Below are 25,862 nucleotides of genomic sequence, written 5' to 3'. Positions count from 1 at the left end.
AACTATAATGAAAAAGTTCACCCATTTTCTCCTAATCTTCCTTTTAGTATTAGTTACGAGTACTATTTCTTCTCAAGAAATAGAGCGGTCCATTTATGTTACAGCCAACACATGGGATGTTTCTGATACTGAAGTGCTCTCTGAGATTTCAAAAAAATCGAAATTAGTAAATAAACCTACCCTATTAATATTAGGTAACGCTGCACCTAAAACTGAAATAGAAAAATCATTGGATAAGCAGTTGTCTATATTATCAAATTTAGGAAATGATGTCATTTTTATTCCTGGTAATAAAGAGTGGGTAAATGGGTATAAAAGTGTTTCTGATATTGAAAAGTATATTCAGAAAAATAGCAAAGCCAAATTTTCTCCTGATGATGCAGAACCTATTAAGCATCAAGATTTGGGAGAAAACGTAGAATTGATTACGGTAGATTCTCAATGGTTTTTAGAAAACTGGGACGATCACATTTATATTAATGAAGAGTCTGAAATACAGAATAGAACTTTATTCTTTTTGGAATTTGAAAATCGCATAAAAAAAGCACAAGGCAAAATCGTTTTTGTTGCAATACATCACCCAACAAAAACATATAGTAAACAAGGTTTTCTTAGTAATATTGGCGGATTCTCTACACAAGAATTTCAAAATAAGCAATACCGATCACTTAGAAACAGATTAAAGACAATTGCCGTAGGGGCAGATAACGTTATCTTTTTGTCTGGTCAAAGTAAAAACTTGCAATATATAAAAGGTAATGTACCTCAAATTATAAGTGGAGCAGCCGGTAAACTTGAAGCAGTAAAAAATGGCGAACAAAGTGATTTTTCTATTGCTAAAAAGGGTTATGTACGTCTAGATATTACTACTAACGGTAGTGTATTGGCAAAATACTATGCTTTAGAAAACGGCACTTTTAATGAGGTTTTTAAGACGACCGTTCTAAAGAACGAAACTGAAGATTTAGAAGTATACAACTTTAATGAAAATCTAGGAACAACTAAATCAGCGGCTATTTATACTAAAGAAGCTGCTACTAAAAGTGGATTCTATAAAGCGCTTTGGGGTGAACATTATCGTAAATTCTATGGTAAAGAAGTTGATGCGCCAGTTGTTTTCTTAGATACATTAATGGGCGGTTTAACTCCTTTAAAACGAGGAGGAGGGCAACAATCAAAATCGCTTAGATTAGAAGATAAAGGGGGTAAGCAGTATGTTATGCGCGCTTTAAAAAAGAGTACCATAAAGTTCTTACAAGCGAATGCTTTTCAGGAAACTTATATTGGCGATGTTTTAGACGGTACAACCGTCGATAAATTTTTAGCCGATTTTTATACGACTTCAAACCCATATACTCCTTTTGTTATAGGTGGATTGTCTGATGCGGTTGGTGTCAATCATACCAATCCTATTTTATATTACATTCCTAAACAAGAAACCTTAGGTGTTTATAATGACGAGTTTGGCGATGAGTTATACATGATTGAAGAACATGTAGGCGATACACAAATAGAAGCAGAGAGTTTTGGGAAACCGTTAAAAATATTAAGTACTGCAGATGTTTTACAAGAAATAAACAGGTCGGGTAAATCTGTGGTAGATGAGCCTTCTTATATCCGTGCAAGAATATTCGATATGCTTTTGGGAGATTGGGACCGTCATGAAGACCAATGGCGCTGGGCGCTTTATAAAAATGAAGACGGAACGGAGTATTGCAGTCCAATACCTAGAGACAGGGATCAAGCATTTTCAAAATACGACGGTACTTTAATCAGTTTTTTAACAAGAGTAATACCAGGGTTGCGTAAAATGCAAACTTATGATGAAGACCTTAGAAGTGTAAAATGGTTTGCAACGTCTCCGTATCATTTAGACCTAACTTTTATTCATGCCTCTGGATGGGAAGAATGGGAAAAGCAAACTGATCATATTCAAAAAGAACTATCAGATGCTGATATTGAAAATGCTTTTGAAGCAATTCCCGAAGAAATAAAAGGACCTGTTATCGATGATATAAAGCAGAAATTAAAAGGCAGACGAGATAATCTTAAAAAAATTTCAAAAGCGTATTACGTCTATTTGAATAAATTTCAAGTAGTTACTGGAACACAAAAAGCAGATGATTTTACAATAACGAGGTTGGCTGATGGAAAGACTTCGGTAAAAATAGACCGTAAAGATTTAGGTCTATTGAATCATACATTTTCAAGCGATGTTACCAAAGAAATTTGGCTCTTCGGGTTAGATGGTAAAGATACTTTTACGGTAGAAGGAGAAGGAGATCATCCTATAAAAATTAAAATAGTAGGAGGGAAGAAAAATGATACTTACGATTTTAAGAATACTCGAAAAGTAAAATTATACGATTACAAGGATAAGGAGAATACCATTGTAAATAAAAGATCTAAAAAATGGTTGGTAAATGATTATGAATTAAATAATTACGATCATAAAAAAGTAAAGTATAATTTTAACCAGTTGTTGCCTATCATAGCATTTAATCCGGATGACGGAGTGAAATTAGGAGTGATTAGCAATCATACATCATATAGTTTACAACGTAATCCGTTTACGTATAAGCATAGTATCAATGCAGCATATTATACCAGTACATCAGGTTTCGATTTGTCGTATAAAGGTGAATTCTCAAATATATTTCATAACTGGAATTTTGGTTTAGAAGGTTTATATACAAGTCCTAGTTTTTCAGAGAATTTCTTCGGTTTTGGAAATGAAACGCTCTATGATGCTGATGAGGAAGATTTAGATTTTAATAGAATTAGAATTAGTAAATTTAAAGCAGCAGTGTCATTGCAATGGGAAGGTATTAACGGAGGTTCTTTCTATTTTAAACCTTTAATAGAATCTTTTGAGGTTGATAATACAGAGGGTCGTTTTGTAGCACAACTACCACAGACTAATACAATTTTTGATAGGCAAACCTATGCGGGTGTAGAAACTGCTTATAATTTCAAAAATAAAAACAGTGCCGCTTTCCCTACTTTAGGACTAGATGCAGGATTGACTATAGGTTATAAAACGAATATAGGTAATACCGGCGCAGATAATAGCTTTGCCTACATACAACCACAATTAATTATAGACCATAAATTAACCAAAAGCGGAAGTATCGTTTTTGCAACCAAGATTGCAGGTGAAGCATTGATTGGTGATGATTTTGAGTTTTACCATGCAGCAACTATTGGTGGTATCAAAAGTTTAAGAGGATTTAGAAATGAAAGATTTACGGGAAAACAATCTTTTTATCAGAATACAGATTTAAGGTTTCCTTTAGGAGGGTTAAGAACTAGCCTTGTTCCATTTAGATTTGGACTTACCGGTAGCTTCGATTATGGTAGGGTTTGGGTTGAAGATGACAATTCTAATAAATGGCATAATTCGGTAGGTGCGTCAGCTTGGCTTATAGGAGCCGAGGCATTTACGGTAAATCTAGGATATTTTAATAGTGTAGATGGGGGGCGTGTAGTCTTCGCACTAGGCTTTTCTTTTTAATTAAAAAATTACAACCAATGAAAAAACCAATTGCAATTGCTCAAGTAAGCACTTTAGAAAACAAGAAACCAGAACACGCATTAGTCAATGGTTTGGATTTAGTTATTGTAAAATTTGATGATGATATTTCTGTATTGTACGGTAGATGTCTGCATAGAGGAGCTTTAATGTCAGATGGTCATGTGGATGGTCATAACCTTATTTGTGGTGTTCACGGCTGGGATTATAGAGTAGATACTGGAGTTTCAGAATACAATAATGCAGAGGTGTTACAAAAGTTTACTACTAAAATAGAAGGGGATAGTCTTTTTGTTGATGAAGAAGAGATAGATGCTTATTTAGTAGCCAGTCCGCAGCCATTTAATAGAGATGCTTATTTAGGAGCTTACGCAGATACCCATCCTGAAGAAACAGAACCGTATACAGGGTATATAAAAGAATTAGCCACAAATGGATTAAAAAACTTGGGTCATCACGGATTCTCGGCTTCTATGGGGGTGGATAGAAATACCTTGCCAAAATGGAGCGATATTCAATTTTTGCCTGCCCAATTGGCAAGAAGACCTTTAATAGATGAAGTTGCCGTAGCAACAAAGGTGGTTATTGGTCCTAAAGCCAAGAAGCCTTTACATTTAGATATTCCTTTATTTGTTAGTGATATGAGTTTTGGCGCATTATCTAGAGAAGCTAAAATAGCTTTGTCTAAAGGAGCGCAGTTAGCAGGTACAGGTATTTGCTCAGGAGAAGGCGGAATGTTACCTCATGAGCAAGAAAATAACAGCAAGTATTTTTATGAACTGGCTTCGGCAAAATTTGGATTTTCGTGGGATAAGCTAGATAAAGTACAGGCGTTCCATTTTAAAGGCGGACAAGGAGCAAAAACAGGAACTGGCGGTCATTTGCCAGGTGCTAAAGTAAGTAAGGAAATTGCTGAGGTAAGAGGTTTAAAAGAAGGCGAGACGGCAATTTCTCCGGCAACTTTTCCAGATTTTCATGGTGTAGATGACTTCAAATTTTTTGCAGCTCAGGTAAGAGAACGTACGGGTGGTATTCCAATCGGATTCAAAATAGCAGCCAGTCATATAGAAAAAGATATTCAGTTTGCATTAGATGTAGGTGTAGATTATATCATCTTAGATGGTAGAGGTGGGGAACAGGTTCTGCACCGACCATATTAAGAGATAATATTAATGTACCTACAATACCTGCTTTGGCAAGAGCAAGAAAATATCTAGATAAAGTAGGTGCTACAGATGTAACCTTGGTAATTACAGGAGGTTTACGAATTGCCGAAGATTTTGGTAAAGCCCTTATGTTGGGGGCAGATGCTATTGCAGTATCCAACTCAGCTTTGCAGGCAATTGGTTGTTTGGGTATGCGTGCTTGTGGTAGTAACAACTGTCCGGTGGGTATTGCTACTCAAAAAGAATCATTGCGAAGTAGGTTGATTATAGATTCTTCGGCGAAACAATTACATAACTATTTTGATGCCACAAATAACCTTATAAAAGTTATTGCAAGAGCCTGTGGTCATGATGATATCTCAAAATTCAATTTTGAAGATCTATCTACTTTTAATCATGACATGCATCGTTTAACAGGAATTAATTATGGTGGTGTTAACCCCTAAAAACAAAATATAAATGGAAAAAATGATGCACTTAGCAGCACAATATTTAGCAGCTGCAGGAATAAGTTTTGTAGAGAAGAAGGCAGATGATAGTCATACTAATCTTGGATGGTCGATTGATAAACAACGTTTAGAAACACACTCATTATCAACAGACGGAGACGTTCTTGCTTTAAACTACAACACCTTTTCTTTGGAGTGGGATTCTCCTAAGAACAAAGCTTCTTTTGCGTTGGATGGAAAAACCCATCAACAAGTATTGGAATGGTTAACGAATTCTGCAGATTCATTTTTGGGTAAGACATATACCTATGATTTTCATTACGACCTGCCATATTCAATTGATGATTCTTTCACCTTTGTACTAGATGGGTCTAAATTAAAGGAACTTGCCGATTTAAGAACTTTAACGCAGTCTGGTTTAGAAAAAACGCTTGCCGTAAATTGTTTAGAATCAGATATTCGTATTTGGCCACATCATTTTGATTCGGGTGCTTATGTTATAATTTCTGATGATTTATCTATTGGCTTTGGTTTAGCTGTACCCGATACGATGGTCACTGAACACTATTTTTATATCAGCGGATACAAAGGTCATAGTGGTTTAGATACTTCTAAGTTTGATTCACTTTCCTTAGGTGAATGGAAAAATGAAGGGTTCAAAGGAGCAGTTTTACCAGCTACAAATATTAATGAAGAACAAGCGGTACAGTTTTTTACGGAAGCTATTAACACCTATAAAAAGTAAATATGCAGGTAACCAGTCTTTCCTTAGAAGCCTTTAAAGAAATGGATTATTGGGCAGTTGAAAAATACAACCTGTCCATTGAATTGATGATGGAAAATGCAGGGCTTCAATTAGCAAGATTAATCGCAAAAAAAGCAACTGAGACCTCTGTAATTACTATTGGCGTTGGTAATGGAAACAATGGCGGCGGCGGACTAGTAGCTGCTCGTAGACTTGCTGCTTGGGGATTTAATGTGAATTTAGATTTGGTTGTACCTATTACCAAAGACCTGCCAAAAGCACAATTAGAAAGAGCATTGCTATTTGGGGCAAAAGAAGGCATCCTGGAAACCACTGATATTTGGGTAGATGCCTATCTCGGATTCTCTCAAAGATTGCCTCTTTCAGAGGCATTTGTAAAAAGTATTGCATTAGCCAACGCATCATCGGCATATAGAATTTCATTGGATATTCCTGTGGGTATATCTACAGATGGAGAATTGTTAGGGTTTAAGGCAAACCAAGTAATGACCTTGGCAGCTCCTAAAATTATTTTAGAAAAATTACCAAGCGAAGTAGAAGTGTTTATGGCTGATTTAGGAATTCCAAAGTCTGTTTACGAGCATTTTAATATTAAGATGCCAAATTTCAGTGATAACCAATTGATAGCTTTATAAACATTATATGATAAACGATAAAGAAGAAGCCAAAGAAATCGATAAGCAACTAAGAAAAGAATTGGGTATTGATAAGGAGAAGCTTAAAGAATTAAAGAAGAAACTTTCAAAAGTTGAACCTCGCTCAGAACGTGGTGCAGAAACTTTGTTTCGTTTGGTGTCTAAAAATCAGTATACCTTGAATACGATGATCGATAGAAAATCGAACATTCTTATTTCTATCAACGCGCTTATTCTTTCTATAATTCTAGGTACCGTTTTAAGTCAGTTAGATAAAGACCCACATCTTATATTTCCGGCAATTATAATGTTAGGAACCAATCTAATTTCTATAGCATATGCAGTATTTGCGACTAGACCAGAACTTACGCACGGAGATAAGGGGACTAATAACCTTTTGTTCTACGGTAATTTTAATACCATGAATGAAGAAGAGTATACCGAAGGGCTAACGAGTTTAATGTATAAGGGAGACGAACTTTACAAAACCATTGCAAGAGATACGTTTCATTTAGGTAAGACTATAGATAGAAAGTTTAAACTACTTAGAACTTCTTTTCATGTATTCTTAGTAGGTATTATTTTGGCGGTGATAGGGTTTATAGCTTGCCATATCATGTTTGCTATGTAGTCTTAATCTAATAGTTCAGCGTTCGTTTTAATTCTAAAACAACGCTCTTCTCCTAAATAAAGCGGATTCCCATGTTTCTCAGACCAAAATCCGTCTAGAACATCTTTGCTAAGGCACTGGTATACGACAACACCTTTATAAACATTTTGATCTTCACCAGAATATCTAAAGTTTATAACCAGAATATTATTCTTAAAGAATCCTGTGCCTGTTTGTTTCTGCGTTTTATTAATAGTCCATTTTGCTATAATTCTCTTGTTATCATCTAGAGATAATAACAGCATCCCTTTGTACACATTCGATTCCCCGTCTTGGTTGCTTCCAATAATAGTATACGAACCAACTAATTCTTCAATATTCATATGGCATTCAATTAAATGGCGAAAGTATTGAAATTTTCAGTTTTAGGTCACCTTATAGTAAAGTCTACACTTTATATGTTTTAATATTCTTTTTCATCTAAAGTTGAACCTTGTATAATTCCAGTAGAGTTGTAGATTCTTCAGAAAAGAACAATCTTTAGACTTTAAATTAAACTGACAACGACCATGAAGAAAGTGACCATGTATTTTGTAATATTATTTTTTTGGTGCGGATTTAACATCAAGGCACAAGAACAACAGTATAAGAAAAACCAACCATATTCTTCTTATTGGTTTGTGGAAGAACTTTTAAAATGGTCACCTGAAAACGATAGGGACGCTAAGTTTAATGTAAGTCATGTTGGTTTGGCAAATCGTTTTGTAAATGATAGTATTAATTTGAATGCAGATACTCAAGAGATTCCGGGTGTCATAGCATTAATGGCGCCACATACAACCAACTTTCATCCATCTCAAGGTTTTTCTACCGTTAAACAATATGCATTCCCATTCTGGCAATACATAGATTATTTTGTGCAATGGGGAGGTTCAGCAAATGAGGGAATCATTGTACCACCAACCGCTTTTTGGATAGATGCTGCACATAAAAATGGAGTGAAGAGTATAGGTACTGTATTTTTTCCGCCTAATGTATATGGAGGTAAAGAGGAATGGGTCTATGAGTTTCTTGTGAAAAATGATGATGGCAGCTTTCCTGTAGCAGATAAACTTATTGAAGTAGCAAATACTTATAATTTTGATGGATGGTTCATAAATCAAGAAACATATGATTTAAAAGGAGATGTGGGCGAGTTAATGCAGCAGTTTATAAAGTATTACAGAGAACAATCCACCTTAAAATTGGTTTGGTATGATGCTATGATTGATGACTCTAGGGTAATATGGCAAGATGAGCTAAATAACCATAATCAAATGTATTTCCAGAATGACGATATCAACATGTCTGATGTATTCTTTATTAACTTCAGGTATAACGAAGTTAATTTAGAAGATAGTAAAGCTCTGGCGCAGCAGTTAGGGAGAAGTGAGTGGGAATTGTTTGCAGGTATAGATATTCAATCTAAAAGTTATAAGACTCCCGTAAAATGGGATATGTTATATAAAAATGGACAACCTAATAATACTTCCGTTGGGTTATATTGGTCTAATTCTACGTTTGATATATCAGAAACAAAGACTCCGGAAGATGTATATAGTAATGAACAGAAATTCTGGAATGGCGGACCTACCATAGAAACCAGATTTGGAGAAAGTACTTGGTTGGGCTTCTCAGATTATTTTACTCCACGTAGTGTAATAAATGAATTGCCATTTAAATCGAATTTTAATTACGGTCTAGGAAAGTTCTATAATGAGAATGGGAAAACCATTTCTAATAAGGAATGGCATAACCTGAGTATTCAAGATGTATTGCCAACATGGCAATTTCAAGTAGATAGTACAAAAGTTAAGGCTACAATTAGTTTTAATGATAGTTATGTAGGTGGTAGCAGTTTGTTCTTTGAAAGTATTCAAGATACTGAAATTCCATTATACAAAACAAAAATTGAACTTGACAAAGCTGTAAAAGTTCAGGTTGTATCAAAAACCACCGACAATTTAAGTTTGGAGCTGTATTGCAAATTATCTAATGGAGAAATAGTAACTTTTCCAATTAAGAAAACTAGTACATGGAGTACAGGTACTTATTCTGTTCAGAGAAATAAAAAAGTACAAATTTCAGAAATAGGAATAATAACAAAAGGAAAGGGTAGTGCATTTCTTGGGGAGATATCTTTATATAATAAGAAAGAATTAAAACCGACTACTTCATCATTTATTGCAGAGACATTTGTAGAAGATAATAAGGCTGAATTGTATATTCATTTTAATGAAATTCAAGAAAATGTTTATCATAATATCTATTATTTAAATGCCAATAATGAAAAGGTGTGGTTAGGTAAAACACCGTCACAAGATTTCTATATTCCTGAAATACCTACAAAAAATGGAAAAATTAATTTAATAATTCAATCAGTCAATTTAGGTGGTGAAACAGGAAAAATGGTACGTAAAGTACTCGTAGTTTCTAAAAACTAAAACTTGAATAAACGGGTGAAGATCTGATGCTTCGGTTCATGTAGATTCTGCTATTTAATTGAGAGGAAACCTGTTAAGATTTAAGATTGAATTTGTTAAAATTTAGCTTAAGTTTAATAGTACGTTATTTTTAATATTTTCATATGATCAATCATAAAAAAAAATAATTCTCAAAATAATTTTTAAGGATAATTTTTAATCTTGATCTCATATTTTTCTTCAGATATAGAGTTTTAAGTAGTTGAAAATCAATTTTTTAAAAAGGGTTTATTGCGTTTTTTGTTTTCTTCGTTTTTGGTCTAAAAATACAATTGTTGATAACCATGTTAAAAGCTTAATTGATAAAACATGAAATCAAGACGATTTATTTTTGACCTTTATACCTCTCTAATAAAGTATATCATTAACTTTTTTTTAACATGAAAATATCCGAAGTCATTAAAAGGGATTTTACTACAAAACCCTTCCATTTACACAAGATTACTAATGCCATTTTAAAGGCTATGACGGCTGTTGAACATGGTGGTCCTGGTGAAGCTGAAGTAATATCAAATAATGTTCATTTAGCTCTTTTAGAACGAAAGCAAGCGGATGCAAATTATATTCCTACAGTAGAGGAGGTTCAAGATTTTGTTGAAAATAAATTAATGGAAGGTGGTTATTTCGATGTAGCCAAGGGGTATATCCTTTATCGAAATGAACAAGCACAAAGAAGAAAGTCTAATATCTTTGAAAAGCGTGTTAATCTTAAGCCATATGAATACCCGGCATTATATGAATATGTATCGGCAATAAGACACTCATATTGGATCCATACAGAATTCAACTTTACAAGTGATATTCAAGATTTTAAAACAGGGTTAAATGATATTGAGAGAAATGCGATAAAGAACACCATGTTGGCAATTTCTCAAATAGAGGTTGCAGTTAAAAGTTTTTGGGGAGATATCTATCATAAAATGCCTAAGCCAGAAATTGGTTCGGTAGGTGCAACTTTTGCTGAAAGTGAAGTTAGACATCATGATGCTTATTCACATTTATTAGAGATTTTAGGATTGAACGAAGAGTTTAAAAACTTGAAGAAGAAGCCTGTAATCATGAAAAGGGTTCATTATTTAGAGACAGCTCTTAAGAATTCTAAGAGTGAGAACAATCAAGAATATGCAGAGTCAGTTTTATTGTTCTCCTTATTTATAGAGCATGTGTCTTTATTTTCTCAGTTCTTGATAATCATGGCTTTTAATAAGCACAAGAATATGTTCAAGGGTATTTCTAATGTAGTAGAGGCTACTTCTAAAGAAGAGCAGATTCATGGAGATTTCGGTATTGATATCATAAATATTATTAAGGATGAAAACCCAACATGGTTCAATAAAGAATTTCACGGTACGGTACAAGAAATGTGTAAAGAGGCATTCTTATCGGAAAGTGATATTATAGATTGGATTTTTGAGGCAGGTGAAATTGATTTCTTACCTAAGAAATTAGTGAAAGAATTCATTAAAAAGAGATTTAACGATTCTATAGAAAGTATTGGAATCGAAAAAATATTTGACGTTGACGAAGAATTACTATCGCAAACAGAATGGTTCGATGATGAAATTATCGGAACAAAACATGGCGATTTCTTCGTAAAACGCTCTATCAACTATAGCAAAAGAACACAAAGTATAACCAGTGACGACTTATTTTAAATGAACGATTCAAAAATTAATTTAGAGAGCAGCATACAAGAAGAAACAAAACTGAATGGTTCTAACGAGCTGGTACAAGCTAGAAAAGAAGCCTTAAAAAGTTTAGTTAAGGACAAAGAAGAAGGTTTTAAATGGTTAAATGAGGATAGCCGTAACTTTCTAGGTTCTGGGTATTTATCACCAGGGGTTTCTGCAGAAACTCGTATTCGTGAAATTGCTGATAGAGCAGAAAAAATATTGAACATGCCTGGTTTTTCAGACAAGTTCTACGGTTACATGAGTGAAGGTTTTTACTCATTGGCATCACCAGTTTGGTCTAATTTCGGAAAAGAAAGAGGATTGCCAATTAGTTGTTTTGGTTCTAACATATCTGATGATATGGGTAATATTCTATATACTCAATCTGAAGTAGGTATGATGTCTAAATTAGGTGGTGGTACATCTGGTTACTTTGGTAATATTAGACATAGAGGGGCAGAGGTAAAAAATAATGGTAAAGCTTCAGGTGCTGTACATATTATGCAGCTTTTTGAATCTATGGTAGATGTAGTAAGCCAAGGTTCTGTTCGTCGTGGTCGTTTTTCACCATACTTACCGGTAGAGCATGCAGATATTAAAGAATTCTTAGAGATAGGTACCGAAGGTAACCCAATTCAAGAGCTTACTCATGGTGTTACGGTTACCAATGAGTGGATGCAAGAAATGGTAGATGGTGATAATGAAAAGCGTTCTATCTGGGCAAAAGTATTACAGAGAAGAGGTGAAATGGGGTACCCATATATCTTCTTTAAAGATAATGCGAACAACGGTGCTTCGGATGTATACAAGGAAAAAGGACACAAAATTCATGCAAGTAACCTTTGTACAGAAATCATGTTACCATCAAGTGACGAATGGTCGTTTGTATGTGTATTATCTTCTGTAAATGTTCTTCATTATGATAAATGGAAAGATACTGATGCTGTAGAAACAATGGTATTCTTTTTAGATGCTGTTATTACTGAATTCTGTGAAAAATTAGAAGCATACCGTGATTCTGAAAGTCGTGAGGATCGCCAAACGTTTATGTTCATGGAGCGTGCTTACAACTTTGCAAAAGATAACCGTGCATTAGGTTTAGGTGTATTAGGATGGCATTCTTTATTACAATCTAAATTGTTGCCTTTCAATAGTCAAGAAGCATATAATTTGAATAGTGAGATATTCAAAACAATAAAAGAAAAGTCATATGCTGCTTCAGAAGAGTTAGCCGATAAATTTGGTGAGCCAGCAGTATTAAAAGGATATGGAAGAAGAAATGCTACGTTGAACGCTATTGCACCAACTACATCTTCTGCATTCATATTAGGTCAGGTTTCTCAGGGTATAGAGCCAATTTGGTCAAATACATATGTGAAGGATATTGCAAAAGTAAAAACTACCATAAGAAATCCTTTCTTAGTAGAGCTTTTAGAGGAAAAAGGAATGAATACTACAGAAGTATGGCATAGTATCCGTGATTATGACGGATCTGTACAACATTTAGATTTCCTTTCAGACTTGGAGAAAGATGTATTTAAAACATATTCGGAAATTGATCAGATGGATATTATCTATCAGGCGGCAAACAGACAAAATCATATTGATCAAGGTCAGTCAGTGAATATTATTGTTCACCCAGACATGCCGGTGAAAGAGATTAATAAAATTCACGTGACTGCTTGGAAATTAGGTTTGAAATCATTGTACTACCAACATAGTATGAATGCAGCACAAAAATTTAAGCAAAAGAAAGATTGTGCTAGTTGTGAAGCATAAGACTTCGGTAGACTAGAAATAGTTATAATATATTGTACATCTGGTGTATTAGCAAAGTATCATTACTTTACTAATACACCAGATTTTTTTATTTAATTGGGTAGCGCAAGTAAATTGTTGAATTAATTACTACCCTATTAAATAGGGAGTATTATGTTAAATTTTCAGTTTAATTAATCCTTTTTATTTTTTTGTTGTCAAATAGAAATGCTTCGTTTGCATTAAATCATGTTTTCTGTTAAAGGAGAGGGTAAAGGTGCTAAAACCTTGTTAAATATGACTTAATATATACCCAAAATTGGTGATTAGGTTTAGATTTGTTAGTAACCAAACAACCAAATTCCATCCTCAAACCCTATGAAAACAAAATACATTGTTTACAGTGTTTTGCTAATTGGAATTATCGCGCTAATTGTCTACCGCGTTAATGCAAATAGCGAAATAGGAGAACCAAAATCATCATCAGAAACAACCAAAGCAACAACAGTTAAAGGATTGGTTCTGTATCCCCAGAAATTCAACGATAACATTTCGCTATCCGGTACCGTTGAAGCCAATGAACAAATAGAGATTAGAAGTGAAGTATCTGGAGTAGTAGAAAGTATTAACTTTCAAGAAGGTGCTAAAGTAAATCAAGGGCAAATATTATTTAAGGTAAATGATATTGAATTACAAGCTCAATTATCTAAGGTACAAACAGCTCAAAAGTTAGCATCTGAAAATGAGCGTCGCGCTAAATTACTACTAGAAAAACAAGCTATTAGCCAAGAAGAGTATGATATTGTTAGCGCAGATTTTCAATCTGCAAGTGCAGAGTCTCAACTTATAAAAGCGCAATTATCCAAAACAATAGTTAGGGCACCTTTCTCAGGTACTATAGGATTAAGGGCCATTTCTAAAGGAACTTATGTAACACCAATTACACCCATAGCCAAATTGATCAACACCAGTAAATTAAAAATTACTTTTTCAATTCCAGAAAAATACGCTTCTCAAGTTACTATAGGGTCTAAATTAACTTTTACTACTTCAGATTCAACAGCCGAGTATGAAGCGGAAGTTTATGCTATTGAACCAGAAGTTGAAATAGCAACAAGAACATTAAAGATGCGCGCAATAGCAGAGAATAAAGAAGGGAAACTATACCCTGGTACCTATGCAAATGTAATGTTGCCGTTAGAAAGTATAGATGATGCATTAATGGTACCATCAGAATCGCTGATACCTGTACAAAATGGAAAACGTATATTTATTTCAGACCATGGAATGGCAAAGGAGATAGACGTAAAAATAGGCGCTCGTACAGGTAATGAAGTACGTGTACTAACAGGTTTGAAGGCTGGCGATACCATTTTAACCTATGGTGTTATGGCCTTAAAAAACGGAACACCGGTAAATATAGATTTAGAGCAACCTGAAAAACATTTTGCAGAATAATGAATCTATCAACCTTAAGTATAAAAAGACCGGTACTCACCATTGTAATGAATCTTACTATAGTGCTATTTGGTATTATAGGGTATACGTATTTAGGTGTCCGTGAATTTCCTTCCATTGATCCCGCCCAAGTATCGGTAAGAACTACATATTCGGGCGCTAATGCAGATATTATTGAATCTCAGATTACAGAGCCATTAGAAAAAGCCATTAATTCAATTGATGGAATTCGAAATATTACCTCTTCAAGTGTTCAAGGTTCAAGTTCTATTAGTATTGAATTTAATTTGGACAAGAATTTAGAAGATGCAGCCAACGATGTTAGGGATAAGGTTTCCCAAGCGGTTAGAAGTTTGCCCGATGATTTAGATGCACCACCAGTGGTTTCAAAGTCAGATGCCGATGCGCAACGTATACTTTCCATGACCGTGCAGAGTGACGGTAAAAATATACTGGAACTTTCCGATTATGCCGAAAATGTAATTGCACAAAGAATAGAAACTATACCAGGTGTAAGTAGCGTGCAAATTTGGGGTCAACGTAGGTACGCCATGCGCCTATGGATCGATCCTTTAAAATTAGCGTCATATGGTCTAACGGTAGCCGATGTTCGAAGCGCTCTATTGGCTCAAAATGTAGAGTTGCCATCTGGAAAATTAACTGGTGATAATACCGAATTAACCGTAAAGACCATAGGTAATTTAAATACTGAAGAACAATTTAATAATATCATTATCATGGCCGATAATGAAAAATTGGTTCGTTTAAGTGATATTGGTCAAGCCTCGTTAGAAGGGGAGAACATGGAAACCAAAATGAGTGATTCTGGTCAGCCAATGGTAGCCACAGCGGTTATTCCTCAACCTGGTACAAACTATTTAGAAATTGCCGATGCCTTTTATGAGGAGTACGAAAAGCTTAAAAAAGACTTGCCCGAAGGGTTTAAATTAAATATAGTAATAGATGATACCGTATTTGTTAGAAGAGCGGTTACAGAGGTTGCCGAGACATTGCTAATTTCCATCATATTAGTAATTCTTGTAATTTTTGTCTTCTTCAGAAACTGGTCAATGGCAATGAGACCATTAATTGATATCCCTGTTTCTCTAATTGCTACATTTTTTGTCATGTGGCTATTTGGATATTCTATAAATGTACTGACGTTATTGGCTATTGTTTTAGCTACAGGACTTGTAGTGGATGATGGTATAGTAGTAACAGAAAATATCTATAAGAAGGTAGAAGAGGGCATGAGCCCTATTGAAGCTGCTATAAAAGGATCAAACGAAATATTCTTTGCGGTTATTTCTATATCCATAACATTGGCAGCGGTATTCTTACCGGTAATATTCTTGGAAGGATTCGTTGGTAGGCTCTTTAGGGAGTTTGGTGTTGTACTTGGTGCTGCAGTGCTCATATCCGCATTTGTATCATTATCGTTAACACCAATGCTGAATGCCTATCTTATTAAGCCAGGAAAGCAGAAGCGATCAAAATTTTACAACGTAACGGAGAAGTATTTCTTAAAAATGAATCATTCTTACGCAGAATCGTTACGTGTTTTTATGAAACGCAAATGGCTAAGTTTTCCAATACTTGTTGGTTGTCTAGGACTTATTGCTTTATTCTATATTCTACTACCAAAAGAAACGGCGCCTTATGATGATCGTAGTTTTATTCGGTTAAATGTAAATGCTCCAGAGGGGTCGTCATATGAATATATGGACCGTTTAATGACAGATATTACAGAATTAATCAATGATTCCGTTCCTGAGAAAAAAGTAAGTTTAGTGCTGACTTCGCCTGGTTTTGGTTCATCATCTGTAAATAGTGGTAGGGCAAACATTGCTTTGGTAGATCCTAGTGAACGAGAGCGATCACAACATGAAATTGCCGAAGATTTAGGACGATGGGCTAAAGCATACGTGGGCGGAAAATCAAACGTATCTGAACGACCTACAATTTCAGTAAACAGAAGGGGAGGTCCTCCAATACAATTTATAATACAAGCTCAAAATTTTAAAAAACTAGAAGAGAATATCCCAGCTTTTATGGCGGAAGCAGAGAAGGAACCAACCTTTTCATTTGTAGATGTAAATCTAAAATTTGATAAGCCAGAAATTTACGTGACCATTGATCGTGAAAAAGCCGAGACTTTAGGTGTTTCTGTAATTGACGTCGCAGAAACATTACAATTATCATTAAGTGGGCAACGTTTCGGATACTTTTTAATGAACGGGAAGCAATATCAAGTTATTGGGCAATTTGATAAAGAAGATAGAAATGCACCTATGGATTTAACTTCCATTTTCGTAAAGAATAAAGATGGCTTATTGATCCAGTTAGATAATTTGGTACAAACATCAGAACATAGTAGTCCGCCACAGTTATACCATAATAATCGTTACATGTCTGCCACGGTCTCTGCGAATTTAGCACCTGGTAAAACCATTAATGATGGAATTGAAGCCATGGAGCGTATAAAAGATAAAGTTTTAGATGAATCTTTTACAACGGATTTAGGAGGAGAGTCTAGAGATTTTGTGGAGAGTAGTTCTAATACATTGTTTGCTTTTGGCTTGGCTTTATTACTTATATTCTTAATACTTGCCGCACAGTTTGAAAGCTTTATTGATCCATTTATTATCATCTTAACAGTGCCAATGGCAGTTGCCGGCGCACTATTTTCATTGTGGTTATTTGGACAATCTTGGAATATATTCAGTCAAATAGGTACCATAATGCTTATTGGTCTAGTGACCAAAAATGGTATACTCATCGTAGAGTTCGCAAACCAATTACGAGAGCAAGGTCTAGAGAAAAGAGAAGCTATTTTAAAAGCATCAGAATCTAGATTACGACCAATTTTAATGACCAGTTTAACTATTGCATTAGGTGCATTGCCTATAGCATTGTCATTAGGAGCAGCCTCTACAAGTAGAATAGGAATGGGTGTAGTAATTATTGGCGGCACCATGTTTTCATTAATGCTAACCTTATTTGTTATACCAGCACTTTATATGTTATGGTCAAGAGAGAAAGTAGAAAGACCAGAATTTAAAGCGCTAGAAACATTATAACATGAACAATTTAAAATACATAACGATTATAGTATGTCTAATTGCCTTTAATTGTTTTGGGCAAGAGGTACTTACTATTACAGATGCAGTTAAAACCGCAGTTAAGAATAATTATCAAATAATTACCGCAGGTAATAATCTAAAAATAGATTCTCTATCGGTAAGTCCTGGTTTTGCGGGTATGCTACCAACTTTAGAAGCTAGTATTGATGATACCAATAGTGTTCAAAACCTTTCTCAAACCCGCTCTGATGGTTCGCAAGTTGAACAAGACAATGCCAAGAATAATAACCTTTCATATGGTGTAGCATTAGACTGGACTTTATTTGATGGCTTAAGTATGTTCGCTAATTATGAGCAACTAAAGCAGAATCAAAATTTAGGTGAGCAAGAATTGAAACAGGTGATTCTTACCAAGGTAGGAGAGGTGATGATAACGTATTACGACTTGGTGCAACAGCAACAGCAATTATCTGCTTTAGATAGTACTATTCTAATTTCAAAACAACGGGTAGAACTGGCTCAGAACCGTTTTACAATTGGTAAAGCTTCAAAATTAGAAGTGCTAAATGCACAAGTAGATTTAAATACGGATCAAACATTGATGCAACGTCAAAAGGAATTGTATGCCAATACCAAGATTGAATTGAATAGACAATTAGCAAGAGATTTAAAGACAGATTTCATAGCTGTACCAGAAATTTTTGTAGATGATAGTTTGCTATTGCTTAATTTGGAAACGGAGGTAGTAACCAATAATCCTGAATTGAATGCAGAACGTATTAGCAAACGAATAAGTGAGTTGGAGCTAAAACAAGTACGTGCGGCAAGATACCCTACCATTTATGCAACTACCGGGTATAATTTTGGAAGTTCAGAATCTAGTCTTGGTTTTACAACTAGTTCAAATTCTAGAGGTTTTAATTATGGTTTTGGGGCTACATTGAATCTTTTTGATGGTTTCAAACAAAATAGGAATGAAAAAATTAGCAAGTTAGAATTACAAAATGCAGAAGTTGCTATTGAAGAGCAGCAACAAGAGTTATTGTCATTTTTGAATACAACTTATCAAACCTATTTAACGAACATCAGTCTTATTGAGCTAGAAGGTAACAATGAGGCAATTGCAAAGGAGAACTTAGATATCACTGTTGAAAAATATAGAATTGGTATCATACCCACTCTAGAGTTTAGAACCGCACAATTAAATTATATTAATGCCAAGGTTCGTTTTAGCAATGCTAAGTTTCAAGCAAAATTATCGGAGATAATTCTAAAACAATTATCTGGTAATTTAGATGTTTAGAAAAATACTAGGGGTTATATTTAAAGAAACTTAACATTCAAGAGTTCTCTAGAATCCATGTATTAAGCTCTTTTACGTCTTTTGCTTTACATAGTTGTGTGCCTTCGGTCATTGTGGCCGCAGTACCGCAAGCAACACCAAATGCAGCCATTTCATGTATGGATTTACCTTGTGCTAAAGATAAGACCATACCGGCCACCATACTATCACCTGCACCAATGGTACTTTTTTGAAAGACAATAGGTGCTTTTATATAATCAATTTTATTATCTGCTACTATCATTGCTCCTTTAGGTCCCATTGAAATAACTAAAATCTTACAAGGTTTGTTCTTAATGAAATTCTTGGCGACAATTTCAAGTTCAACATATGATATTTCATTAAGTCCACATAGTGTTGCTAACTCACCTAAATTAGGTTTTAAAAGGTAAACTCCTTCATTAGCACCCTTTATTAAAGCATCACCTGAAGTGTCTAAAATATATTTGGCTTTATTCTTCTTTACTATTTTAGAAACTTGTGCAAAGAAATCAGCTGGCATTCCTGGGGAAAGGCTTCCACTTGCTACCAAGAAATCATTTTCAGATAGTATAGCGTCTAATTGTACTAAGGTGTTTTTCCACTCACTTTCTTGAACTATAGGACCTGGCATTCCAAAACGATATTGTTCGTTATTCATGGTATCGGTAACAGCAAGGTTTTCACGTACCCATCCATCAATAGGTATTACTTGCTGTACAATATTCAGATCTGTTAGTTGATTTTGCAGATGTGTTCCCGTTGGTCCACCGGCCAAATACATACACAGAGATGTACCTCCTAATTCTTGAATTACCCTTGAAACATTAATTCCGCCGCCACCAGGTTCAAATACAGGGGTGTTACATCTTAATTTGCTGTTGGGTCGTATTCCTTGTACAGTAGTACTTTTATCAATAGCGGGATTTACAGTAAGGGTTATAATATTATTCATGCTAATATTATTCATGATTTGTATCAAATATAATTTGATGAATTAGCTACAGCTATGACAAATGTCATTTGTAAAAACCATGTTCTCAAATACCTTAGTTTAAAATTAATAGACATGAAAGGTGTTTTCAGAATAGGAAAAATTTCAGGCATTAAGATAGAAGTTCACTGGACATTTACTTTGTTACTTATTTGGGTAGCATTTCTAGAAATACAGAAGGGTAGTGGTCTAAATAGAATTCTTTTAAATGAAGCACTTATTTTAGTCCTTTTCTTTTGCGTGGTACTTCATGAACTGGGGCATGCCTTGACTGCTAAGAAGTTTGGTGTAAATACCAAGAATATTTTGTTGTTGCCAATTGGTGGAGTAGCAACATTGGAAAAAATGCCAGAAAAACCTGCTCAAGAATTATTAATAGCATTGGCAGGTCCGGCGGTAAATGTGGTTATTGCTTTGTTACTCTTTTTAGTTGTACCTGTACGAAGTTATTTCAATTTCGATTCAATAGTCCTAGAGGAGATGCTTTTTGAGGCAACATTTCAAAACTTTTTATTTTACCTTTTTGTAGCCAATGTAATGTTGGTAGTTTTTAATTTAATTCCTGCTTTTCCGATGGATGGAGGTCGCATTTTACGTGCACTTTTGTCCTTTAAACTCGGTCGTGTTTCTGCTACTGATATTGCTGCAAGTATTGGACAAGGTTTAGCTTTTGTGTTTTTCGTACTAGGTCTATTTTTTAATCCCTTTTTAATTTTAATTGCTCTTTTTATATTTCTTGGTGCATACGGTGAGAATCAAATGGTAAAACAGGGAGATTTGCTAAAAGGACATTTGGTAAAAGAGGCTACACTAACTAATATCACAAAATTACAAGCTAACAATAGTGTAGAAGAAGTAATTACTATTCTACTAGCAGGTAATGAAAAGGACTTTGTAGTAGTAGAGAACGAGAAAATTATAGGTGTTCTGACCCAAAAAGATGTTATTAAAAATGCAAAGACACCATCAGTGATAGTTGGTGATATTATGCAGAGAAAATTTAAGACCGTAGATGTTTCAATGGAAATTAGTAAGGTATTGGAAATGATAGGTAAAGAAAAGAATAATTTTTACCCAGTAGTGGAAAACGGTCTGCTTGTTGGAGCTATAGATACAACGAATATCAGCGAATTTATACTAATTAAAACTTCGAGCTTAAACAAGGTTGAGTAAATATACTGTCACTAACTAATCTATTTTTTATATTAACCTTTAGAATAAATGGAATATAAAGGATAGAATTTCTCAAGAGAATTATTTCGCTAGATTTTTTAATCTTCCTGTTTTAAAATTATCAGTTTTTTAATTAAAAAAAATCAGTATTAAATAAATACTGAATAGATACTAATCTTCATTTTTATGCTTTCGTTTGCTACGAATAAAATCTAGTGCTTTACCTGATAGGAAAGTGATCAACAAACTTTTTACAGTTTTGTTTTGAGAAAAATTGATTCCTAGACCTTGTCTTATTTGACGCGGAACTAAATCAGTTTTGGTTTGATTGAATTGTAGTTTAATGCTCTCTTCGTCAATTTGACGCCTTAGATTAAGAACCTTCAATCGCTCATCTATTTCTTTAAAAGAATGGTATTGATTACTCATAATCAGTCAAAATAATATTTAGATAATTTTTTAAGTACGGGTCTATTAAGCTGTTCTCTAAAAAGATAGAGTAATATAGCGATAAGAATATAAAAGCCAGCTACTAGTATAAACCCACTAAAATAACTGTTCAATACCTCAGAAAGCCATAGACATGCTGCGAATGAAACAAAAAGCAATGCAAAAAGTGAGCTTACGCCAATTAGAATAAATTTTAGTAAACCTGTGACATTCTTTGATAGGACTTTAAAAATTTTAAGCCTATAGTATTCATCGCTATGTTCAATATATGACCCCACTTCGGTTTTTAGCCCCATGAGGTCATTTTTCAATTCTTCAAAAGCCATGGCTTATTTGTTTAGTTGAGCATTCTTAGCTTTCAAATCTTCAAGTTTACGTTCTAACTTGTCAATAATATCATCCGCTTTATAGCTCATAGTAGAAATAGCTTCATCTAGTTTTCTGTCAAAAGCATCCTTCTTTTCATTTGCTGTTTTAGTAAGTTCATCTTTTGCATGTGAAACACGTTCAGCTAAATCATGACTAGTATCTTCTACTTTTCTTTTGATTTTATGACGGGTTTCAATGCCTTTTTCTGGAGCATAGAGAATACCTATTCCTGCACCAATTGCAGCTCCGGTTAAAAGAGCTAGTAATACATTTCCACTATCGTTTTGCATGATATTTGTTTTTAGTTATTATGAAATTCTAATTCCATAATAAATTTAAGTACTAAAAAACAATTTGGATATGACATACATCATATTCAGCAATTTATGTTTTAGGTAAATTGCTGTTTATGAGAATGATTGTGGTGTAATAGACCTGATGACAAGCCTAAGAATAGAGGTGAGATAATGGTAACCTAAAAGATGATTTTAGTGGTATTTAGGCTATTAAATTATAAACTTGCTTTGCAATCTCTAATTCTTCGTTAGTTGGAATCACCAATATTTTTACTTTAGAACTCTCTGTATTTATTTCACGAATTGTAGATGATCTTAAATCATTTTTAGCATCATCTAAATGAATATTAAAATAGTTCATATCCTTACAAACTAATTGACGCATTAAGCTTGAATTTTCACCGATACCTGCTGTAAAAATAATAGCATCTAAACCGTTCATAATAGCTGTATAAGCTCCAATATATTTTTTAATGCGGTAAGCATTCATTTCTAAAGCAAGAATGCATTCATTGTTACCTTTACTAGCCTCGCTTTCAATATCACGTAGATCATTATAACCTGTAAGACCTAGCATACCACTTTGTTTATTCAAGAGTTCCTTAACATCATCTATGCTATATCCTAAGGTGTCTACCATGTAAAAAATGATAGAATGGTCAATATCTCCACTTCTGGTACCCATCACAAGTCCGTTAGAAGGAGCAAAGCCCATACTATGATCTACACTTTTTCCGTCTTTAATTGCGGTTATGCTGCATCCATTTCCTAAGTGAATCGATATGAGCTTTGATTTTTTGAGTTTTAGATATTCTATAGCTTTTTCAGATACATATTTATGGCTGGTACCATGAAATCCGTAAGCCTGAATTCCTTTTTCTTTATACAATTCCCCTGGTATTGCATATTGTTTTGCTTTAACGGGAATTGTTCCATGAAAAGCGGTGTCAAAAACAACAAATTGCTTAGAGGTATCAAATATTTCCTCAGCCATTAATATACCTTCTAAATTAGCGGGGTTATGCAATGGAGCTAGAGGAGAAAGGTTTTTAATCTTGTTCTTTACTTCCTCATTTATTAAAGTAGTTTTTGTGTAGCTACTACCGCCATGTACAACACGATGCCCAATAGCATCAATATCATCTGTACTTTTTATTACCCCTTTTTCACTATCGAGTAGAAGGGACGTAATTCGTTTTAAGCCCGCTTTATGATCTTTAATTTCATAAATTTTCTCAATTTTAACGTGGTCTGTTTTATAGGATGAAATAGCTTCTTTACTCCCAATACGTTCTATTGATCCAAGACAAATAATCTTTGCCGAAGGCATTTCTAAAAGTTGATATTTTATAGAAGAACTACCGGAATTGATAATTAAAATATTCATGAAAATTGGTTTAAAATCCTTGTGCTTGTATTGCAGTTATAATTACGGTGTTAAAAATATCATCTACGGTGCAACCACGACTTAAATCGTTAACGGGTTTGTTTAGCCCTTGTAACATTGGACCTATTGCCAAAGCTCCGGTTTCACGTTGTACAGCTTTGTAGGTATTATTACCTGTATTTAAATCAGGGAATATGAATACACTTGCCTGTCCGGCTACTTCAGAATCTGGTAATTTACTTAGTCCTACTTTAGCATCAACCGCGGCATCATATTGAATAGGACCTTCTACTTTAAGGTCAGGTCTTTTTTCTTTAATTATTTCGGTGGCCTTACGTACCCGGTCTACATCTTCACCAACACCGGAAGCACCAGATGAATAAGATAACATAGCTATTTTTGGCTCAATACCAAAAGCTGCGCTTGTTGCGGCAGAGGAAATAGCAATTTCAGATAATTGTTCTGCTGTTGGGTTAGGATTAATGGCACAATCTCCAAAAACAGTTACCCTATTAGGTAAACACATAAAGAAAATGGAAGAAACTATTGAAACATCGGGTCTAGTTTTAATGAATTGAAGTGCTGGTCGAATCGTGTGTTGGGTAGTATGCACTGCGCCGGACACCATACCGTCTGCATGACCTTTGTATACCATCATTGTACCATAATAAGAAACATCTTCCATTAAATCTTTAGCCATGGCTAAATTGACATTTTTATGTTTTCTTAGTTCAAATAACGTGGTGGCATATTCAATAAATTGATCAGATGTAGTAGAATCAATAATAGTTATAGAATCAATATCCAAATCGATATCCAATTCCATTATTTTAGCTTTAATCTGTTCCTTGTTGCCTAACAAGGTGATGGATACGGCATCAGCATCAATTAGTTTTTTTGTGGCTAAAAGGATACGTTCATCTAACCCTTCAGGCAAAACAATATGTTTTTTTGTGGACTTAGCTTTTTGAAGAAGGTTATATTGAAACATTCTAGGGGTAATTCCCTTTGCCTTAAATGTAATTAAGCGTTCTGCTAATTCTTTAGTAGGAATATGCTTTTCAAACTCTTGAATAGAGGTAACTATTTTCTCTTTATTATCCGCATAAATACGAGGTCTAATGGTGCCAATTCTATTGGTTACGGAAAATGTACCGCCAGCAACCGAAAGTATTGGAATTATATCTGAAAGTCCTTCAATTAGTTTTGTGATAGATTCCTCTGGAAGTAGGCCGCCCGTAAGAACAATACCTGAAAGTTTTGGATAATTAGTAGAGATATTGGCTTGTAACGCGCCTAGAATAATATCTGCTCTATCACCTGGGGTAATAACTAAACTATCTTCTTTTAAATGGGTAATGTAATTTCGTAATTGCATTGCACCAACACTAAAACCGGCTACTTGATTATTCATGTAATCTTCACCAAAAAGAATTTTAGCATCCAACTCTTGAGCTATTTCTTTTACCGTTGGACTACCTAAAATGCTATTAGTTGGAATGGTGCCTACTAATACATTATTAGGTAATTTTTCTTTTAATCCGTTAGAAACGATATCCAAATTTTCTGGCTGAACTTTATTGGCGATAATCAATAAAACTTCAACCCCTTTCTCCATAAATGAATCGTAGGCCATGTACAAATTGCCTAATAATTCATCTAATGTTTTGCCTTTTCCGCTTGCAAGAATAACCGCTGGAATACCTAAATTCTTAGCTATGAGTACGTTGATGTCCCATTCAATAATGGCTCCTTCTCCAGAAAAATCTGTTCCTTCAACTAATACAAAATCGAACCTATTTTCAATGGTTTTGTACTTATGAATGATATGACCAACAATTTCATCGTCTTTATCCTGGTTTTTTAATTGTACCACTTGACTACGCGTATATGCGTATGCCTCCTCTGGCTTCATATCTACATTAAAGTAGCTCAAAACCGTATCAATATGATTGTCAATTTTTCCATTTGCAACGTCATCAATAATAGGTCTGAAATAGCCAACTTTTGCTGTCTTGCCTAATAAGAGTTGCATAAGGCCCAATGAAACAATTGATTTTCCACTATTGGGTTCAGTGGTGACAATATAAATAGCTTTACTCACGTGTTAATGGTTATATGTGTTTATTAAACCTTTAAAAATAAGGTGTGCTTGTTAAAATCTGACACTAAATTTAAAGTTCTAGATTATTTTAAATTTTATAAGGTATTAGATATAAA

General features: G+C 34.3%; 18 protein-coding genes and 1 pseudogene. 12 read left to right on the top strand and 7 right to left on the bottom strand.

All coding sequences use genetic code 11. The annotated features are described in order from the left end of the window. Positions 1-7 precede the first annotated feature (7 nt). The 5 genes and pseudogenes from P178_RS0118655 to P178_RS22355 all read left to right on the top strand — a co-directional run bounded on the left by P178_RS0118655 (position 8) and on the right by P178_RS22355 (position 7,179). The gene (locus P178_RS0118655; protein ID WP_027067660.1) at positions 8-3,514 is read left to right on the top strand and encodes a hypothetical protein; all 3,507 of its coding nucleotides are present in this window, start codon (positions 8-10) and stop codon (positions 3,512-3,514) included. Between the two features lie 17 nt (positions 3,515-3,531). After that, positions 3,532-5,144 (top strand): annotated as a pseudogene (locus tag P178_RS22365) (glutamate synthase-related protein). Positions 5,145-5,157: 13 nt separating this feature from the next. Beyond that, positions 5,158-5,892: a hypothetical protein gene (locus P178_RS0118645; RefSeq protein WP_027067659.1), complete on the top strand. Its 735-nt coding sequence runs from the start codon at positions 5,158-5,160 to the stop codon at positions 5,890-5,892. 2 nt (positions 5,893-5,894) lie between these two features. After that, positions 5,895-6,548, top strand: coding sequence for an NAD(P)H-hydrate epimerase (locus tag P178_RS22775; protein WP_051638357.1), 654 nt, complete (start codon positions 5,895-5,897; stop codon positions 6,546-6,548). A gap of 7 nt (positions 6,549-6,555) precedes the next feature. Then, positions 6,556-7,179, top strand: coding sequence for a Pycsar system effector family protein (locus P178_RS22355; protein ID WP_051638356.1), 624 nt, complete (start codon positions 6,556-6,558; stop codon positions 7,177-7,179). Positions 7,180-7,181: 2 nt separating this feature from the next. On the opposite strand, the gene P178_RS0118620 is transcribed toward P178_RS22355, so the two are convergent. Further along, positions 7,182-7,541, bottom strand: a complete 360-nt coding sequence (locus P178_RS0118620) for a hypothetical protein (protein WP_027067657.1) — start codon at positions 7,539-7,541, stop codon at positions 7,182-7,184. A 186-nt stretch (positions 7,542-7,727) separates the two neighbouring features. Here P178_RS0118620 and P178_RS22350 point away from each other — a divergent pair, with 186 nt between their 5' ends. The 6 genes from P178_RS22350 to P178_RS0118590 all read left to right on the top strand — a co-directional run bounded on the left by P178_RS22350 (position 7,728) and on the right by P178_RS0118590 (position 18,955). Then, entirely contained in the window at positions 7,728-9,641 is a 1,914-nt protein-coding gene (locus P178_RS22350; protein ID WP_051638355.1) for an endo-beta-N-acetylglucosaminidase, read from the top strand. 419 nt (positions 9,642-10,060) lie between these two features. Then, positions 10,061-11,335 (top strand): ribonucleotide-diphosphate reductase subunit beta, encoded by a 1,275-nt coding sequence (locus P178_RS0118610; RefSeq protein WP_027067656.1) that lies wholly within the window; start codon positions 10,061-10,063, stop codon positions 11,333-11,335. Then, positions 11,336-13,132: a ribonucleoside-diphosphate reductase subunit alpha gene (locus P178_RS0118605; protein WP_027067655.1), complete on the top strand. Its 1,797-nt coding sequence runs from the start codon at positions 11,336-11,338 to the stop codon at positions 13,130-13,132. 357 nt (positions 13,133-13,489) lie between these two features. Continuing rightward, the gene (locus P178_RS0118600; protein WP_027067654.1) at positions 13,490-14,569 is read left to right on the top strand and encodes an efflux RND transporter periplasmic adaptor subunit; all 1,080 of its coding nucleotides are present in this window, start codon (positions 13,490-13,492) and stop codon (positions 14,567-14,569) included. Further along, a complete protein-coding gene (locus P178_RS0118595) occupies positions 14,569-17,649 on the top strand; it encodes an efflux RND transporter permease subunit (protein WP_027067653.1) in 3,081 nt (1,026 codons plus the stop codon). Before P178_RS0118600 ends, P178_RS0118595 begins: the two co-directional genes overlap by 1 nt. Before the next feature lies 1 nt (position 17,650). Further along, on the top strand, positions 17,651-18,955 hold the full coding sequence (locus tag P178_RS0118590) for a TolC family protein (protein WP_027067652.1): 1,305 nt from the start codon (positions 17,651-17,653) through the stop codon (positions 18,953-18,955). 37 nt (positions 18,956-18,992) lie between these two features. Here the strand turns inward: P178_RS0118590 and P178_RS0118585 are convergent, their stop codons facing one another. Next, entirely contained in the window at positions 18,993-19,928 is a 936-nt protein-coding gene (locus tag P178_RS0118585) for a 1-phosphofructokinase family hexose kinase (RefSeq protein ID WP_036147153.1), read from the bottom strand. A gap of 114 nt (positions 19,929-20,042) precedes the next feature. Between P178_RS0118585 and P178_RS0118580 the strand changes: the two genes are divergently transcribed. Then, positions 20,043-21,140: a site-2 protease family protein gene (locus P178_RS0118580; protein ID WP_027067650.1), complete on the top strand. Its 1,098-nt coding sequence runs from the start codon at positions 20,043-20,045 to the stop codon at positions 21,138-21,140. Positions 21,141-21,311: 171 nt separating this feature from the next. Here P178_RS0118580 and P178_RS0118575 read toward each other — a convergent pair whose 3' ends face one another. The 5 genes from P178_RS0118575 to pta all read right to left on the bottom strand — a co-directional run bounded on the left by P178_RS0118575 (position 21,312) and on the right by pta (position 25,746). Continuing rightward, the gene (locus P178_RS0118575) at positions 21,312-21,569 is read right to left on the bottom strand and encodes a DUF6327 family protein (RefSeq protein WP_027067649.1); all 258 of its coding nucleotides are present in this window, start codon (positions 21,567-21,569) and stop codon (positions 21,312-21,314) included. A 2-nt stretch (positions 21,570-21,571) separates the two neighbouring features. After that, complete coding sequence (locus P178_RS0118570) at positions 21,572-21,916, bottom strand: phage holin family protein (protein WP_027067648.1); 345 nt, start codon at positions 21,914-21,916, stop codon at positions 21,572-21,574. 3 nt (positions 21,917-21,919) lie between these two features. Then, complete coding sequence (locus P178_RS0118565) at positions 21,920-22,249, bottom strand: YtxH domain-containing protein (RefSeq protein ID WP_027067647.1); 330 nt, start codon at positions 22,247-22,249, stop codon at positions 21,920-21,922. Positions 22,250-22,457: 208 nt separating this feature from the next. Further along, positions 22,458-23,642, bottom strand: a complete 1,185-nt coding sequence (locus tag P178_RS0118560) for an acetate/propionate family kinase (protein WP_027067646.1) — start codon at positions 23,640-23,642, stop codon at positions 22,458-22,460. A 10-nt stretch (positions 23,643-23,652) separates the two neighbouring features. Next, positions 23,653-25,746, bottom strand: a complete 2,094-nt coding sequence (gene pta, locus P178_RS0118555; protein ID WP_027067645.1) for a phosphate acetyltransferase — start codon at positions 25,744-25,746, stop codon at positions 23,653-23,655. Positions 25,747-25,862 lie beyond the last annotated feature (116 nt).

The organism is Maribacter sp. Hel_I_7, from assembly GCF_000688315.1.
Lineage (GTDB): Bacteria > Bacteroidota > Bacteroidia > Flavobacteriales > Flavobacteriaceae > Maribacter > Maribacter stanieri.
Note: the sequence above shows the minus strand (reverse complement) of the source record. Positions and strands in the feature narration are given on the sequence as shown.

Excerpts from the sequence above, each read along its gene's own strand:
- P178_RS0118655 (WP_027067660.1), top strand. The coding sequence starts at position 8 with ATGAAAAAGTTCACCCATTTTCTCCTAATCTTCCTTTTAGTATTAGTT.
- P178_RS0118645 (WP_027067659.1), top strand. The coding sequence starts at position 5,158 with ATGGAAAAAATGATGCACTTAGCAGCACAATATTTAGCAGCTGCAGGA.
- P178_RS22775 (WP_051638357.1), top strand. The coding sequence starts at position 5,895 with ATGCAGGTAACCAGTCTTTCCTTAGAAGCCTTTAAAGAAATGGATTAT.
- P178_RS22355 (WP_051638356.1), top strand. The coding sequence starts at position 6,556 with ATGATAAACGATAAAGAAGAAGCCAAAGAAATCGATAAGCAACTAAGA.
- P178_RS0118620 (WP_027067657.1), bottom strand. The coding sequence starts at position 7,541 with ATGAATATTGAAGAATTAGTTGGTTCGTATACTATTATTGGAAGCAAC.
- P178_RS22350 (WP_051638355.1), top strand. The coding sequence starts at position 7,728 with ATGAAGAAAGTGACCATGTATTTTGTAATATTATTTTTTTGGTGCGGA.
- P178_RS0118610 (WP_027067656.1), top strand. The coding sequence starts at position 10,061 with ATGAAAATATCCGAAGTCATTAAAAGGGATTTTACTACAAAACCCTTC.
- P178_RS0118605 (WP_027067655.1), top strand. The coding sequence starts at position 11,336 with ATGAACGATTCAAAAATTAATTTAGAGAGCAGCATACAAGAAGAAACA.
- P178_RS0118600 (WP_027067654.1), top strand. The coding sequence starts at position 13,490 with ATGAAAACAAAATACATTGTTTACAGTGTTTTGCTAATTGGAATTATC.
- P178_RS0118595 (WP_027067653.1), top strand. The coding sequence starts at position 14,569 with ATGAATCTATCAACCTTAAGTATAAAAAGACCGGTACTCACCATTGTA.
- P178_RS0118590 (WP_027067652.1), top strand. The coding sequence starts at position 17,651 with ATGAACAATTTAAAATACATAACGATTATAGTATGTCTAATTGCCTTT.
- P178_RS0118585 (WP_036147153.1), bottom strand. The coding sequence starts at position 19,928 with ATGAATAATATTATAACCCTTACTGTAAATCCCGCTATTGATAAAAGT.
- P178_RS0118580 (WP_027067650.1), top strand. The coding sequence starts at position 20,043 with ATGAAAGGTGTTTTCAGAATAGGAAAAATTTCAGGCATTAAGATAGAA.
- P178_RS0118575 (WP_027067649.1), bottom strand. The coding sequence starts at position 21,569 with ATGAGTAATCAATACCATTCTTTTAAAGAAATAGATGAGCGATTGAAG.
- P178_RS0118570 (WP_027067648.1), bottom strand. The coding sequence starts at position 21,916 with ATGGCTTTTGAAGAATTGAAAAATGACCTCATGGGGCTAAAAACCGAA.
- P178_RS0118565 (WP_027067647.1), bottom strand. The coding sequence starts at position 22,249 with ATGCAAAACGATAGTGGAAATGTATTACTAGCTCTTTTAACCGGAGCT.
- P178_RS0118560 (WP_027067646.1), bottom strand. The coding sequence starts at position 23,642 with ATGAATATTTTAATTATCAATTCCGGTAGTTCTTCTATAAAATATCAA.